Annotated in this window: 14 protein-coding genes; 8 read left to right on the forward strand and 6 right to left on the reverse strand. The window is 33.0% G+C overall.

Translation table 11 applies throughout. The annotated features are described in order from the left end of the window. Positions 1-59: 59 nt before the first annotated feature. From K5783_RS04975 to K5783_RS04985, 3 genes are all read left to right on the forward strand, one after another. Positions 60-257, forward strand: a complete 198-nt coding sequence (locus tag K5783_RS04975) for a hypothetical protein (protein ID WP_297472531.1) — start codon at positions 60-62, stop codon at positions 255-257. Then, entirely contained in the window at positions 257-478 is a 222-nt protein-coding gene (locus tag K5783_RS04980) for a hypothetical protein (RefSeq protein WP_297472533.1), read from the forward strand. The genes K5783_RS04975 and K5783_RS04980 overlap by 1 nt, the downstream gene beginning before the upstream one ends. A gap of 418 nt (positions 479-896) precedes the next feature. Next, a complete protein-coding gene (locus K5783_RS04985) occupies positions 897-1,397 on the forward strand; it encodes a hypothetical protein (protein WP_297472535.1) in 501 nt (166 codons plus the stop codon). Here K5783_RS04985 and K5783_RS04990 read toward each other — a convergent pair whose 3' ends face one another. Then, positions 1,398-2,744 carry a multicopper oxidase domain-containing protein gene (locus K5783_RS04990; RefSeq protein WP_297472537.1) on the reverse strand — a complete coding sequence of 449 codons (1,347 nt, stop codon included), beginning with the start codon at positions 2,742-2,744 and terminating at the stop codon, positions 1,398-1,400. It lies immediately after the preceding gene. Positions 2,745-3,089: 345 nt separating this feature from the next. Between K5783_RS04990 and K5783_RS04995 the strand changes: the two genes are divergently transcribed. Next, on the forward strand, positions 3,090-3,464 hold the full coding sequence (locus K5783_RS04995) for a hypothetical protein (RefSeq protein ID WP_297472538.1): 375 nt from the start codon (positions 3,090-3,092) through the stop codon (positions 3,462-3,464). A gap of 150 nt (positions 3,465-3,614) precedes the next feature. Here the strand turns inward: K5783_RS04995 and K5783_RS05000 are convergent, their stop codons facing one another. The 3 genes from K5783_RS05000 to serB are packed head-to-tail and all read right to left on the reverse strand — an operon-like array spanning position 3,615 to position 5,993. Further along, positions 3,615-4,529 (reverse strand): PHP domain-containing protein, encoded by a 915-nt coding sequence (locus K5783_RS05000; protein WP_297472540.1) that lies wholly within the window; start codon positions 4,527-4,529, stop codon positions 3,615-3,617. Positions 4,530-4,582: 53 nt separating this feature from the next. Next, complete coding sequence (cofE, locus tag K5783_RS05005; RefSeq protein ID WP_297472542.1) at positions 4,583-5,308, reverse strand: coenzyme F420-0:L-glutamate ligase; 726 nt, start codon at positions 5,306-5,308, stop codon at positions 4,583-4,585. A gap of 34 nt (positions 5,309-5,342) precedes the next feature. Continuing rightward, the gene (gene serB / locus K5783_RS05010) at positions 5,343-5,993 is read right to left on the reverse strand and encodes a phosphoserine phosphatase SerB (protein ID WP_366939167.1); all 651 of its coding nucleotides are present in this window, start codon (positions 5,991-5,993) and stop codon (positions 5,343-5,345) included. A 105-nt stretch (positions 5,994-6,098) separates the two neighbouring features. On the opposite strand from serB, the gene K5783_RS05015 reads away from it, so the two are divergent. The 3 genes from K5783_RS05015 to egtB all read left to right on the forward strand — a co-directional run bounded on the left by K5783_RS05015 (position 6,099) and on the right by egtB (position 9,253). After that, the gene (locus K5783_RS05015; protein WP_297472546.1) at positions 6,099-6,383 is read left to right on the forward strand and encodes a hypothetical protein; all 285 of its coding nucleotides are present in this window, start codon (positions 6,099-6,101) and stop codon (positions 6,381-6,383) included. A 67-nt stretch (positions 6,384-6,450) separates the two neighbouring features. Continuing rightward, the gene (gene proS / locus K5783_RS05020) at positions 6,451-7,893 is read left to right on the forward strand and encodes a proline--tRNA ligase (RefSeq protein WP_297472548.1); all 1,443 of its coding nucleotides are present in this window, start codon (positions 6,451-6,453) and stop codon (positions 7,891-7,893) included. A gap of 49 nt (positions 7,894-7,942) precedes the next feature. Beyond that, entirely contained in the window at positions 7,943-9,253 is a 1,311-nt protein-coding gene (gene egtB / locus K5783_RS05025; protein WP_297472550.1) for an ergothioneine biosynthesis protein EgtB, read from the forward strand. Here egtB and egtD read toward each other — a convergent pair. After that, positions 9,250-10,272 (reverse strand): L-histidine N(alpha)-methyltransferase, encoded by a 1,023-nt coding sequence (gene egtD, locus K5783_RS05030; protein ID WP_297472552.1) that lies wholly within the window; start codon positions 10,270-10,272, stop codon positions 9,250-9,252. The genes egtB and egtD overlap by 4 nt on opposite strands. 95 nt (positions 10,273-10,367) lie before the next feature. Between egtD and K5783_RS05035 the strand changes: the two genes are divergently transcribed. Then, positions 10,368-11,333 (forward strand): ABC transporter ATP-binding protein, encoded by a 966-nt coding sequence (locus K5783_RS05035; RefSeq protein ID WP_297472553.1) that lies wholly within the window; start codon positions 10,368-10,370, stop codon positions 11,331-11,333. Here K5783_RS05035 and K5783_RS05040 read toward each other — a convergent pair. Beyond that, the gene (locus tag K5783_RS05040) at positions 11,330-14,854 is read right to left on the reverse strand and encodes a chromosome segregation SMC family protein (RefSeq protein WP_297472555.1); all 3,525 of its coding nucleotides are present in this window, start codon (positions 14,852-14,854) and stop codon (positions 11,330-11,332) included. The genes K5783_RS05035 and K5783_RS05040 overlap by 4 nt on opposite strands. Positions 14,855-15,060 lie beyond the last annotated feature (206 nt).

Raw genomic sequence — 15,060 nt, forward strand, 5'->3', positions numbered from 1 at the left:
TGGTAAGCTTGCTAGCTTACATGTAACCTCTGAAACTTACGAGGGTCTTTGAGAAATCAATGCCTGATGGATGTATGAGAATCGATAGTTGTAGAAGATGTGGAATCAAATTAAAAATAAAACAAAAATGCTCAATTTGCACACAGCCAATAAAATTTGTCTGTAATGATTGCCGTTTAGAAACAGAAGAACAAATCCATTCCACATGTAGATTGGTGGATATGCACTACAAACCTTTAGCACCAGAGATAGCATAATGTCACGCAATTCTGATTCACATCCATTGTGTGTGGGAAAATGCAAAGAATTTGAAGTGCTCAGATCAGGCTTGGAGAGAAGATACAAACCAGGTCACAAGCGGTGTCAGCAATGTAATCAATGGATGTTGTATGAAGGGGTATTCTGCCCGTGTTGTAACTATCGTCTAAGAACAAGACCTAGATGTAAAAAATACAAAGTGGATCTTCCAAGAATTTGAATATCTTTCAAATTCAAGAAATTTCTTTTCCACATTTGTTTGAACAGATTTTCTCAAACAAGCTAACAAACTCTCGTCCACAATGAATGTAATTTTTGATGATTTTCATAATATTAGTTATGGAATAATTCTACAAAATCACAACCAATGCAGAATTTTGCTTGAATTTTTCTCCAAGGTTGTTTTGCATGGAGAGCAATGTTCGTATCACTTGTTTGAACTAGATTTGAACACTTTGGACATGTTTCCATATTGTTAATTATCGTTCTTAATTATATTAGATGGTAAACAACACAGTTGATTTGTCATAAGGCAAGCTTCCAATCGGGTTACAAATTTTCAAAACACAATACATAATTAACTAATAATCATTGTAAAAAACCAATTGACTATTGAGCAAAAAAAGAAAACTGAGACTATGTCATTTAGATTAGATAGGGAGATCCTAGATAAGCTAAGATCAGAATCTGAATTACAGGGAGTTAGTTTGAATGTGTTGGCAAACAAAATTTTCTCAAGATATGTGGATTGGGGGATGTTTGAGCCCAAGGTAGGCATGGTTCCAATAGCAAAACCCATTGTAACTGCATTATTTCAAAAACTGTCAGAACAAGAGACAATTGAATTGGCAACACAGATAGGCCATAGCATTGTGTCAGATATAGCCACATTCATGAAAGGCTCTATGGATATTGATTCATTTGTTTCATGGTTTGTAACAAGAATGAAAATTTCAGATTTTGAGATGAATTATTCTATAAAAGATTCAAGACACAGTTACATCATAAAACACGATTTAGGATACAACTGGTCGTTATATCACAAAACAGTATTAGAATTAATTTTCAATGACGCATTTGAGAAAAAAATTGATTTTAACATTAAAGATAGAATGATGGAGTTATCTTTTGAGAAATAATCATACTGCTTTTACAGTTCCAGTCATCCAAGGATGAAGCATGCAATAGTATTCATACAAACCAATCTCATCAAATGTCTGCTCAAAAGAATCGCCTGACATCATCATTCCAGAATCAAAGAGTTCATCATTGCTTGTAACAGTATGAACAGAGATGTCCTTGTTTGTCCATGTAACAGTATCTCCAGCTTTTATCTGAGTAATTTTTGGATAGTATGATTTGTTAGACGACTTTACTGCAGAGCCTTCTTCTACTTCACAAAGGGTGGTTTCAACTATTTGCGAAGTGTCAGCATCGCCTGATGTAGGGATATGGTGTTGCTCATGATCAGATGAGACTAATGTTTTAGTAATTTCGGCATCAGGATCAGGTTGTTGCAAACTGACAGCAATCTCTTGCTGCCATTCCCACATGTCAATGGATTTAGTTTTTGCAACATCTACACCATCAACTGCATCAGGAGTAGCATCCCTTACATCAAAGTAAGCCATGGTGCCCTTTTCTTCAGGCACCCCATGCAAATGGAATAGATACCTTCCAGGCTCTTTCCATTTTGCCTCAAATATTGCGGCATTTCCAGGACTTACTTCCCATGTCTGCGTTTTAATTGGTTCATTTTCCCAAATTCCCGAAGTAATCGTATCAAATATTGTTCCGTGTATATGGAAACCAAAAGCCGCGATTGCCCCCATATCAATATAGTACAATCGGACTAGTTCGTTGGTTTTTGCAGGTAATGGGTTTGTCCAGTACTGGTCAGCATACCCATTGAAAAACACGTAATCAGGAGTCCAGGTCTCCTGATCTTCCAAATCATATTCTCCTTTTACGAGGACATATTCTCGTGCAGGTTCTAGTCCCTCCTTGGGGTCTACAATGAATGCACCATACAATCCGTTTCGGATGTGTTCAGATACGGGCATCACATGGCAGTGATACATGAATGCACCAGCTGGTTCTGCTATGAAATCATATGTGTAAGAATCACCTGGTAGTACTTCTTGGAATACTCCATCATTTTTCTCGTTATGATCTCCGTGAAAATGCATAGTATGTGGAAGTTTGCCATTGTTGATGAAATTGATTATGACTCTGTCACCTTCAGTTGCCCTCAAGGTAGGACCAGGGATTGTTCCATTATACGTCCAAGCTTCGATTCTCTTGCCAGGAGCAATTTCAACAGTCGTATCTTCTGCAAATACAGTGAAAGTTCGTGTAACTGGGGGATTTTGGATAGAAATATTTTCTGCATATGATACTGAGGGAGTCTCAGAAACAACTAACCACAAACCAAACGCCACACCAAAGGAGGCAAGGGCTGCAATCATGATAATATTTCTATCCATGAACCATAATTCCACACACAGCATTTAACAATGAAGTTTATTTTGCAATCACTTGCAAACAACACAATACAACTTGTTTATCTAGAACAATCCATGAAAAAATAGATTGGCACCAAGATGTAAAGGATACTGTATTGATTTTATCACAAAAAGATTTGAAAATGGATTAAAATATCAAAATGGATTGAAATGGTGTACAATATGTTCCAAATTCGTCAAAACAGAGTCAATCAGATGTTCTTGTTGCAATACTAAATTACGAGTCAGAGCAAAAAATAGAGTATACCCCAAGAAGATGGAGAAACAAGAAAATTGTTTAACTGTAAAAGCAGAGGAAGTAAAACAATGAGCATTCAAGGAATGTATATGCTAAACACTGGAGAATACACTGAAGAGAAAATTCACCAAGCTCTTAGAATGCTATACACAGACAGAAAGAACGAATTTCAGACACTATCTGAGGCATTTTTAGGAAAAGAGAAACTAAACAAGATGGAGAATTGGAAGGAATTTGTTCTAAACTTTTGTTTGGATGTAGAGGACTCGTTTAAAACATGGTCTAATCAAAAACCGCCATCTGCCACTTCCCCACAAAAGGCTTTGACAATTCTAAGGCAGATAGGCAAGGGCAAAACATCAATGAACCAGTTAACACATATGCTAAACATTTCATATAATCTTTCAAAAGAGTTCAAAGAAATTTACAGGCGTCTAAAGTAGAATTAATTATAGACTGAAATCGTTTTTTGAGCATTAACTGCTTATTGTTAAAGGGAAATTTGGTTCGTCAAAAGGGAATTACAAAGTTAGTTCAAGACCCTAACATCAGAAATACTGTAGATGGTTGAGTTTAGATTATCCTATTTTGATTCATAATGCCATTTTGAACATGGTAGCCAAATTTCTGTCTTTCATGAAACCAGGATCCTGATTTTGAAAATTAATTTTTTGTGAGATTCGTCTCATCAGATAGATTGCAATGTTGTAAAATAAAGACCACATGTGACTATTTTGGTTTGAATCATAGATTCTTAGCAATAATGTCAAAAGCCATTTTGAATTTGGGTAGTGTTCAGAAATATAATCAATCAGATAATCCTTAGAATTATTAATTTTGTATTTTAGATGATCTAGTGTTTCGGATTGTAATGCATAGCCTGTTTGAGATATACTGATTTTCCCTTTTTTCATTGCTCGTAAAATGTCATCAAGATTATTTTCTGAATCAATTATATTCACACATCTTCCAAGTGTTGATATTACATGGGAGTCACTTCCTGCAACTTGAATCATATCATTGTCTAATGCAAATTGAGTTGCTCTAGCATTGGATAGTATGTCAATATTGTTACTATTGAAAACTTCAACCATGTCACATTTTTTTGCATTGTCACGTAATGCATCAAGTAGGCTAAAGGGGTGAGGTGCAGATGAAACCCCTCCCTGATCCCGGATTTTATCAATTACGTCATCAAGAGAAATGCCTGCAGGAATTTCATCATGAATCCCATATGCCAAAACATGTGCCCCATTATCAATTGTGATCTCTTCTGCTGGAAAAACATCTATGTTTTTGAATTTTTCATGATCATTTTTGTATTCCAGTAATTGATGATACCCATCTAGAGTATTGTGGTTTGTTACAAAAATTGCATTTAATCCTAAATTATATGAACGCTCAAGTTGATCCCGTATTGATATATTACAATCGTATGGAGGTTCTTCTTCACCAACATGAAAATTTGAAAAGGAGTTATGGCAGTGTAATTCAGCGTTAATGGGCAATTTCAAAAGAAATCTTCTTCTTTAGATTATAATCCTATTGAAAGAGAAGAGAATCATCTAAAAAGATCTTCATGTTCTGGACGAATTAATTCATCAATAACGTGTTCTTCAATTTTAAATGTGTAACCACGTATTATTGCAATTGGAGATTTCAGCGATTTTCCCATTACCAATTCTGCTGCAGAAGAAAGCTCATCAGCTATAGCAATCGCAGTAACACGTAAAATTTTTTGAAATGAATCAAGAGTTCCAGCATAATCAATTATAGGATTTAATCCAGAAATACCAATTGCACAATTAGTTTGACCCATACGAAAAGGACGGCCAAACGTATCAGAAATGATTACTGCCACATTTTTGTTAGTTTGTTTTAAAATATTGTAACGAATAGATTCTGCAGAGACATCAGAGTTAATCGGCAACATAGTAGCATGTCCTTCTTTTACATTGCTTTCATCAATGCCTGCATTTGCACAAATGAAACCATTTTTTGTTTCAACTATTATTATTCCATTTTTCATTCGGACAATTCTTTTTGTTTCAGATAAAATTAATTCAATTAATCGTGGATCTTTTTGATATTGAGAGCCAATTCCTTGAGACAATAAAGATGGTACAATATTAGATAAACTGACAATTCTTCCTTCTTGTTTTGAGATTATTTTTTGTGCAATTACAATAATATCTCCATTGTTCAGTTCAGAAGATTTTATGATTAATTCAGAGATATTGTCAGAGGGTTCAATTTCTTTTTCAATAAAGATTGGGATGATTTGCAAGTAAGATAACTAAAAAGATGGACTAAAAAATTGTTTAGGCAGGAGAAACTGTTTCCAATTGTATCTTGTAATGTTTGTTAATAATATCTAGAACTTTAGAAAGATCTTTTTCTTCCAAAGTAGTAGTAGCTAAATCTTTGACTATATCCTGAGCCCGATAAGCAATTCCTAAACCACAGATATCAAATAATTTTACATCATTTGCTCCATCTACAACACAAACTATGTCTTCTATTTTTTCACCCCATTCTTTAATTTTTATTTTAGCAGATTTGGATTTATCAGAATCAACATTAATAATCACACCATCAAGTTTTCCGTCTTTAAATAATAATTCATTAGAAAAGACATAATCAAGACCCAGTTCTTTTTGTAATCGATCCATCATCAAAGTGAATCCACCTGAAACTGCCATGAGTTTCCAACCAGCAGCTTTTAAGACGCTACACAGTTCTTTTGCACCAGTCATTATTGGTAATGCATCAGCGACTTCCTGACACACTTTTTGATCAAGGCCTTTAAGAGCGCCAACTCTTGTTCTCAAACCTTCTTCCCAGTTAATTTTACCTTGAATTCCTTGTTTGGTAATTTCCCAAATCTCATCTTCTTTGTGGAGTTTTTCTGCGAGGAGTGGAAGGTATTCTTCATCATATAAAACACCTTCAACATCAAAAATTGCAAGCAACGGATTTCTGATTTGCAAAAAAATTGCTAATTATATTAAAGTTTAAACTTTTTTTGAGATCCAAAAAACGCTAGTAATAAATCACCGTATGTTTTATGATTAAACATGGCAGAATTAGAACACAAATATGAAGTTGACATAAATGAAAAAGAAGGAAGACAAAAACTGCCACAGGATGTAAAAGACGAGTTAAAAGCATCAGGCATGATGGATGAAAAAGGAAAATTGAAATTAAAAGGTGTCAGTCCAAAAATGCTCAAAAAAATGAAACAAGAATTTGTTGATTGTCCAGTATTAAAAGAAGAGATTCAATTTATTCAGTGTTTTGTGTGCCCAAATTTCCAAAGCAGGGTAATGGGCAAAGTTCTCTGTAAAGGGGATGCTCTTTAAAGAAAATATAGATTTTCAAAATTCTCACGAAAGGCTCATTAGTTAAATTAATTCTTTGAGTTTTAGCTTGAGTAAAGAAGACATAGGGATCACAGTTTCAAAAAACGATGATTTTAGTGAGTGGTATACACAAGTAGTCCTTAAAGCAAAACTTGCAGATTATGCACCAGTGAAAGGATTGATTGTGCTTAGGCCGGATGGATATTCCATTTGGGAATCATTAAGAAGCACATTTGATAAAAAATTTGCAAAAAATGGAATCAGGAACGGATTTCTCCCAATTTTAATCCCAGAATCATTATTAGGTAAAGAACAAAAACACTTTGCAGGATTTAATCCAGAAGTTTTTTGGGTAACTCATTCAGGAACAAATGAAATTGGAGATAAACTTGCACTGAGACCAACATCAGAAACTCTGGCATATACAATGTACGCCAAATGGATTCAAAGTTGGAGAGACTTACCACTAAAAATTAATTTTTGGAATACAGCTTTGAGAGCAGAAATCAAAGCTACGAAACCATTTCTTAGAACATCAGAATTTTTATGGCAAGAAGGACATACAGTCCACACATCACAGGAAGAAGCAGAAGAAGAAGTGATTAAAATTTTAGAGATTTACAAAAATTCAGTAGAAGAGGAATTGGCAATTCCTGTAACAGTGGGAAAGAAAAGTGAAAAAGAGAAGTTTGTCGGTGCAGTATATACAACTACTATGGAATCAATCATGCCAGATGGAAAAGCATTGCAGATGGGCACATCTCATTTTCTAGGACAAAATTTTTCAAAACCATTTGAAGTGAAATTTGCAGACAAGGATAATGTAGAACATTTTGCATGGCAAACTTCATGGGGAGTGTCATGGAGATTAATCGGAGCGATGATCATGGTACATGGAGATGATAAAGGATTAGTATTACCTCCAAAAGTAGCACCAACACAAGTTGTAATTGTTCCAATTTATAAAAATGATGAGGGTAAAGAAAAAGTATTACCAAAAGTTGAGGAAATCAAAAATAAATTAGAATTAAAAGGAATCAGAGTTCATGTTGACAACAGAGAAGGATTATCCCCAGGCTACAAATTTAATGATTGGGAACTAAAAGGAGTTCCACTAAGAATAGAAATTGGACCTAAAGATATTGAAAAAGAAAGTGTAGTTATTGCAAAAAGATACAATTGTGAGAAAACAAATTTGAGTTTTACAGATATCGAGAGAATTATTATAATTTTAGATGAAATTCAAAAAGAGATGCTAAAAAATGCACAAGAACAATCGAAAAAGAACAGCATAAACATATCAAACTACTCAGAATTCAAATCTAAAATTGAGGGAGGGGGTTTCTTGAATGCGCCATGGTGTGGAACATCAAAATGTGAAGAAAAAATTAAAGAAGAAACAGGAGCAGATATCAGAGTAATTCCATTTGGCAGTGAAAATTTAAATCTAAAATGCATATACTGTCAAGAGCAAAGTCAATCAATCCCAATTTTTGCTAGAGGATACTAAAAGAAATTAGCCACAAATATAATAATAGAAAAAAGATCATTGTTCATTAATGGCCTCCAGTCAAAAGTTAGATCAAAAGGGAGTATTATTAGAACAGTTTAAAGAAACACGAAATAGAACACTAGAACTAGTAAAAACTTTAGAAAAAGACGACTTTGTTGTTCAAACTGCTTTTTTTATGAGCCCTCCAAAATGGCATATCGGTCATGTTAGTTGGATTTATGAGGCAATCATGAGCAAATTAGATAAAAATTATGAATTTTACTCAAAAGAATTTACAGAGTATCTAAATTCGTATTATCAACAATTTGGAGTTCCACATGACAAAGGATTGCGAGGAGTAATTTCCAGACCAACCGTTGATCAATTGTTTCAATATTTTAACACTATTAATCAAAGAGTGGAGAAATTTATCAAATCACAGACATTAGATGAAAATGCAATTAAAACTATCACAATGGGGTTTCATCATGAATGCCAACATCAAGAACTTTTAGTGTATGATTTGCAACATCTTCTTGCTGAACAATATAGACCAGTGAAAAAAGACATTGCAGACAAACCAAAAGTGAATGATAAAAAATCAACCTACATCAAAGGAGGAATTTATGAAATGGGTTACAATGGAAAAAACTTTTGTTACGACATAGAACTTCCTGAACACAAAGTTTACCTTAATGATTTCAAGATGGATGTATTTCCAGTTTCTAATCAACAGTATTTAGAATTCATCGAAGATGGAGGATATGAGAATTACAAATATTGGTTGTCAGACGGATGGGAGAAAGTAAAAGAAAACAAATGGAGTTCTCCCATGTATTGGGAAAAAATTGACGGAGAATGGAATGTCCGAGATTTTATAGGAATTAGAAAAATCAATCCAAATGAGCCAGTATGCCATGTAAGCTATTATGAAGCCGATGCATATTGCAAATGGGCAGGAAAAAGACTTCCTACAGAAGCTGAATGGGAAAAAGCTGCTTGTTGGAATGAAGAAAAACAAGAAAAATCAATTTATCCTTGGGGAAATGAAGAGCCAGAAAAAGACAAATGTAATTTATTAGAATCATATTATTGGAAATGTACAGAACTAGGAACATTCCCAAATGGTACTAGTCCTTCAGGATGTCAACAAATGATTGGAGATGTTTGGGAATGGACATCATCAGAATTTATCGGGTATCCAGGATTCAAATCGGGATTTGATGAATACAATGACAAGTGGTTTACAAATCAAAAAGTTTTGAGAGGAGGATCATTTGCAACACCAAAAATGTCCATCAGAGGAAGCTATAGAAATTTTTTCAGATTAGATGAACGTTGGTTATTTTCCGGGTTTAGATGTGCAAAAGATATCTAGATTTTGGATACGAGTGTTAGTGAAAAATGATTTTTGTCATCTAACCAAGTATGTTTGATGTCAAATCCCACATCATCAAGAAGTTTATGTATATCAGACAACTTATACTTGTGAGAATATTCGGTGTGAATCAGTTCGTCTTTTTCCAAATTCAATAAAAGGTCAGATTTTGATATTACTACAGATTGGTTTACTAGAGATTTTAGATACATCTCAATTCTCTGATCATTTTCGTTGTATAGTGAATGATGTGAAAAATTATTTAAATTAAAATCTGCATCAAGTTCATCATTGATTCTAGAAAGAACATTTAGATTAAATTCCGCAGTTATGCCTTGCGAATCATCATAAGCAGATTCTAAAATCTGTTTATCCTTTACTAAGTCAAGTCCAATCAGAAAAAGATCACCTTTTTTCATGGTGGAATTTATTTTTTGTAGGAATTCATGTCCATCAACAGGGGAGAAATTTCCAAAACTAGAACCTAAAAATAAAATTAAGTTTTTTTTCTCATCATAGTTTTTTAGAAATTCTAAACCACCTTCATAGGTATCAATTATTCCAGTTATATGCAAATGTTCATAATCTTTCAATAAATTCTCTGAACTTTCCGCTAAAATCTCAGAAATATCTATAGGAAAATATTCAACAACATCACAAATTTTTGAAAAAATATCAAGAATTATTCTTGTTTTTACAGATGCGCCACTACCTAATTCAACGACTCTGAAATTTTTGTCCAAATACGAAGGCAATTCATTTTGAAGTTTTTTTAAAATTATAATTTCGGTTTTAGTAGGATAATATTCAGGCAACATACAAATTTTTTCAAATAAATCTGAGCCCTTTTTGTCATAAAAAAATTTAGGAGAGATGAATTTACAACGCCTGTTTAAACTAAAAGATATTTCTTCAGCAAATGTTTTTTCAATTCTACTTGCATGAGGTTTGAAATATTGAAGACGGTTATCTACAACATATTTTTTATAATTTAGATTTTTTTGTAAAGTGTTACTCAAGTATTAATTCCGTGATTTTTTAACATAAATGCGTTATCCCAAATTTTACGCATAAATCGTATTTCTTGATATACTTCTTGTTTTAACAATAATCAATGAAAGAAATACTAAAAGTGGAGCATTTGCAAAAATATTTTAATAAAAAAGGTATGTTTGGGGGGAAAACATCAACAGTCAGGGCAACTGACGATGTTTCGTTTTCACTCGAAACGGGTGAAGTGTTAGTATTAGCAGGAGAGTCAGGATCAGGAAAATCAACCATTGCAAAATTAATTCTTAGATCAGTTCAGCCAGATTCTGGAAAAATCTTTTTTGAAGGACATGAAATTGATGATGAAAAAAAGAATTTGGAAAAAATTAGGATGAATTGTCAAATGATTCATCAAGATCCATATGACTCAATTAATCCAAGAATGAAAATTGGAGACATAGTATCAGAACCCCTAGAAATTCATAACATCGGAAACAAACAACAGAGATTAAAGAGAGTAGTTGAAGTTTTGCAAGAAGTAAAACTAGAGCCAGCTAACGAGATCATAAAAAAATATCCCCACATGCTATCAGGAGGACAAAGACAAAGAGTAGTATTGGCAAGGGCATTATCCCTCAAACCAAAAATTATCATAGCAGATGAGCCTGTATCTATGCTAGATGTGTCAATAAGAGCAGAGATGCTTGAATTAATGCATGATTTACAGAAAAAATACAATATTTCATTTATCTATATCACGCATGATTTGGCAACTGCAAAATATTTTGGTCAGAGAATAGGAGTTTTGTATAAAGGAAAAATTGTGGAGATGGGTCCAATTGATCAAGTTTTATTGAAACCAAGACATCCTTACACCCAAGCATTAATTGATGCCATTTCAGAGCCAGATCCTGATAACCTAAAGAAAGAAAAGAAAATAAGGATTAAAGATGCAACCGATGAAGATATTTTTCAGGGATGTAGATTCAGAGCAAGATGCCCCTATGTGATTGAAAAATGTGCAGAAGAACCAGAGTTACTGGAAATTTCTGACAGACATTATTCTGCCTGTCACATAAAATTAGACTAGGAAGTGTGTACAGAAGGCATTCGTTTATCTTTGTAAGTCACAACATTGGAAACACCATTCTTTGGGAAAACACCATAGATTAATTTTGCTTTTTGTATAACAGAATCTTTCAAAGAAACCATGATGAATTGACTCTCATGGGATCTTTCTTCCAGAATTTTTGCCAGTCTTTCAGAGTTGGGAGCATCAAGATGTGCATCTACTTCATCAAATAGGTAAAAGGGAGATGGTTTTAGCTTTTGTAATGCAAGTACAAATACAATTGCAGCTAAAGTTTTTTCACCACCACTAATTGATGTTGATTCTCTTTTCGGCTTATTTGGAAATTGAATTAGATATGATATTCCAGAATTAAATATATCATCTTCATTTTGTAATTCTAGCCATGCATTGCCTTCAGTCATTTTATTAAAAATCAAACGAATTTCTTTATCTACTTTGTCAAATGCATCTAAGAATGTCTGACGCTTATCTTTCTCGATATCTTCAATGAATTTAACAATAGAGTTTCTTTCTTCTTCAAGAGAATTCTTTCTTGTAGACATTGAACGATATCCATAGGATACTTCCAGATAGGTTTCAGGAGCTTTTGCATTTAATGCATTTAAAGAATTTAGTTCGGCAGTTAATCCCTGAACAATCGATTCAACATCGAATGTTTCCATATCTTTGTCAAACCCAAATGCGGAAAGAATTTGCTGAAGTTTCATTTCGTTTTCAACTAAATCATGCAAATCCCTGTTCAAAGAATCAGTTTGACGCTCCAATGAATTGATTTGTTTTGTAATTTCTTTATCTTTTTCAGATAAAACTTTGAGTTTATCATCATATTCTTTTAGATTTTCAATTGAAGAACCAGATGTAGAGATAAGTTCCTGCTCTTTCTCTCTTAATTTAATAAGAATTGCACTTTTAGATTCTTTTTGTTTTTCTAATTCTTGTATTTTTGATTCTAGTTCTTGATGTTCCAAATTCAAAGAATGTTCTTCATTATAAAGACGATCAGATTGAGACTTTTCTCTGTTTTCTTGAGTTTGTAATGTTGTTTGTTGAGAAGATTTATCACGATATTCATTCATTATTGTAGTATATTGTTTTTCAATTTCAGATTTCCTGGAATTTATTCTAGACAATTCATTTGCAATTCGAGTCTGTTCACCACTTGCATAATTTTCCTCTACGATTGCGATACGTTGACGTAATGATTCTGCATGGGATTCAGTAGTGGATATTTCAGACGCAATAGTAGAATTTCTAGAAGTCAATTCAGAAATTCTTTTTGTTAATTGATCTTTCATGGCAATTGCTGAAGTTATTCTGGATTTCAAATTTGCAAGATTCTCATTTGTAGAAGTAAGAGAATTTTCAGAAATTGAGAGTCTTTCTGCATAAGATTGAATTGAATCGTCTAATTTTTTCAAAGAATGTTTTTTCTTTAACATGTATTTTTTTATTAACCCAATAGACTGGAATAATCCATCAATATCACTACTCATCGAAATTAGTTTTGTAAGTTTAGAAATTTTTGAGTTAATGTCTATTACAACAGTTCCGCCTTTTGCTTCAAAGAATTCACCATCGATAGTCACAGCCTTGTAACCTTTTTGAGACAGATTATACGCAGATTCACGCGTTTCAGTAAGCACAATATTTCCAAACAAGAATGTTTTGAGTGCAGTGTATGCAGAATCACAAGTCACATAATCTGCAAGAATTCCCATTATTCCTGATTCGGCAGGTAATTTTAGTTTGAATTGAGGAATTGCCTCAAGTGGGATAATTTTCAATTTTGGAAGATTTTTACTTTTAGCTACCTCAGCAATTCCAAGCAATGTTGCAAAATCTTTTACCACTATAGCTTTAATCCAATCTGAACTCACAGCCAATACAGAGCGTTCATATTTCTTATCCCATGAAATCATTTCATAAACTAGACCGTCAATTCCAAGTTTCTCAGCATCTTCTTTTAGTTTTGCAACAGTATAATCTTCATGCATGAATCCTTTTACTGTCTTAATTTTTGATTCGTATTGAGTTGCAGCTTTGTTGGATTTTTCTAAAATTAATCCCAATTCATCCATATCATTGTTAATCTTTGATTTTCGTTCATGTAATTTAGAAATTCTAGATTTTAATTCAGTTATGGATGCAGTGTGATTATTCATCATCGATTCCAATTGAGATTCATATCCGGATAGTTTTACAATGTCATTTTCTATTTCATTAAATTTTGCAGTGTTTGTTTTAATTTTAATGAGAGATTCATCGTTTTCATTTTGTAGTTTGGATAACTTTAATTCAGATTGATTAAGCGCTCCAGTCAAAGACTTTATTTTATCATCAATTTCTGATTTTTTCGCTGCAGCTTGTGATTGTTCATCTAGAATTTTATTTCTTTGTGAATCAATTATTTCTAAATCAGCATTTATTTTGTTTTTCTTTAGATTTGTTTCTTCAATTGAATCTTTGATTTTGTTTATTTGAGAATTGATATCATTTCTAGCTTGATCAATATCTTCAATTTCTTTTTTAATTTCCGGAATTCTAATTTCAATTTGCTCCAGTCTTTTCTTTGATGCAGATATTGCACTATTGTCAATTTCATATTGTTCCATAGCAGAACTTATTTCTACATCCAAAGATGCTTTCGATTGACTATAGTCATTAGCTTCTGCCATCAATTTAGATTTTTCAGTTTCAAGAGACTCAATTTCAGTTCGTAAAACATTTCTTTCTTCATCAAATTTTGTGATTTCAGATGTCAGAGTATGTAGTGTAGATTCTTTGGAGGATTTTTGGCATAAAATAATTTTCAGTTTGTTTGCAGCCGCTATTGCCTTGTAACGATTTAATTCACGCTCCAAAATATCGTGACGTAATTTTTGATTTCTTTCTTCTTCAAGTTCATCAATCCTTTTTTTTATTTCACCCATTTTTGCAAGTGCAATTTCCAGTCTTCTATCTGCCTCATCGAGTTGTTTTACAGACTCTGTCTTTTTTTCATCAAAATATGATAAACCGATTAAATCTTCAATGGTTTTCCTTTTTTCTTCTGATGTAAATTCAGAAATTCTGGTGACTGTTCCTTGTTGAACAGCATTTAGTTGGCCCAATCCAGCATTTGCCATATCCAACAAATCAAGAATGTGACTTCGGTTTGTTTTCTTTTTATTAAGATAGTAGGTATTTTCCCCACTTTCATCCATTTCTCTGGTTATCTCAACCTGATCTGAATCAACTGGAATTTTTCGGTCAGTGTTATCAAAATGCACACTAGATCTGGCCATTTTTGGTCCACGGCGATTTCCCTCAATATCATGAATTAAAGATCGTAATTTATCAACCCTCATTACTTTGGGCTTATTTTCACCCATTGCAAAAATTATGGCATCCAAAATGTTGCTTTTACCCGAACCGTTTGGGCCAGAGATAGACACAAGTCCAGGTTCAAATTGAACAGTAGTATTCTTAAATCCAAATGATTTGAAACCAAAGATCTCGACTTTTTTTACATGAACCAATGACAATAATCTTGTATTACGTAGGATAATCGATGATTAACAAGTTTAGTTGACATAATTGAGTAATTTTTCTTGTTTTGTTATCATATTTTTCGTAATGGTCCAGATCCAGGATAGTCATAATTAAAATACAATGAAACTAAAAACTACGACAAAATTGTTTTGATCACATTACAACTAAGTCAAAAACCAAGATCAGGCACAAA

It is taken from the genome of Nitrosopumilus sp. (assembly GCF_025699125.1).
Taxonomy (GTDB): Archaea; Thermoproteota; Nitrososphaeria; order Nitrososphaerales; family Nitrosopumilaceae; genus Nitrosopumilus.

What these genes read in the sequence shown, in the direction of transcription:
- K5783_RS04985 (WP_297472535.1), top strand. Translation starts at nt 897, where the DNA reads ATGTCATTTAGATTAGATAGGGAGATCCTAGATAAGCTAAGATCAGAA.
- K5783_RS04975 (WP_297472531.1), top strand. Translation starts at nt 60, where the DNA reads ATGCCTGATGGATGTATGAGAATCGATAGTTGTAGAAGATGTGGAATC.
- K5783_RS05035 (WP_297472553.1), top strand. Translation starts at nt 10,368, where the DNA reads ATGAAAGAAATACTAAAAGTGGAGCATTTGCAAAAATATTTTAATAAA.
- K5783_RS04995 (WP_297472538.1), top strand. Translation starts at nt 3,090, where the DNA reads ATGAGCATTCAAGGAATGTATATGCTAAACACTGGAGAATACACTGAA.
- K5783_RS04990 (WP_297472537.1), bottom strand. Translation starts at nt 2,744, where the DNA reads ATGGATAGAAATATTATCATGATTGCAGCCCTTGCCTCCTTTGGTGTG.
- K5783_RS05015 (WP_297472546.1), top strand. Translation starts at nt 6,099, where the DNA reads ATGGCAGAATTAGAACACAAATATGAAGTTGACATAAATGAAAAAGAA.
- K5783_RS04980 (WP_297472533.1), top strand. Translation starts at nt 257, where the DNA reads ATGTCACGCAATTCTGATTCACATCCATTGTGTGTGGGAAAATGCAAA.
- egtB (WP_297472550.1), top strand. Translation starts at nt 7,943, where the DNA reads ATGGCCTCCAGTCAAAAGTTAGATCAAAAGGGAGTATTATTAGAACAG.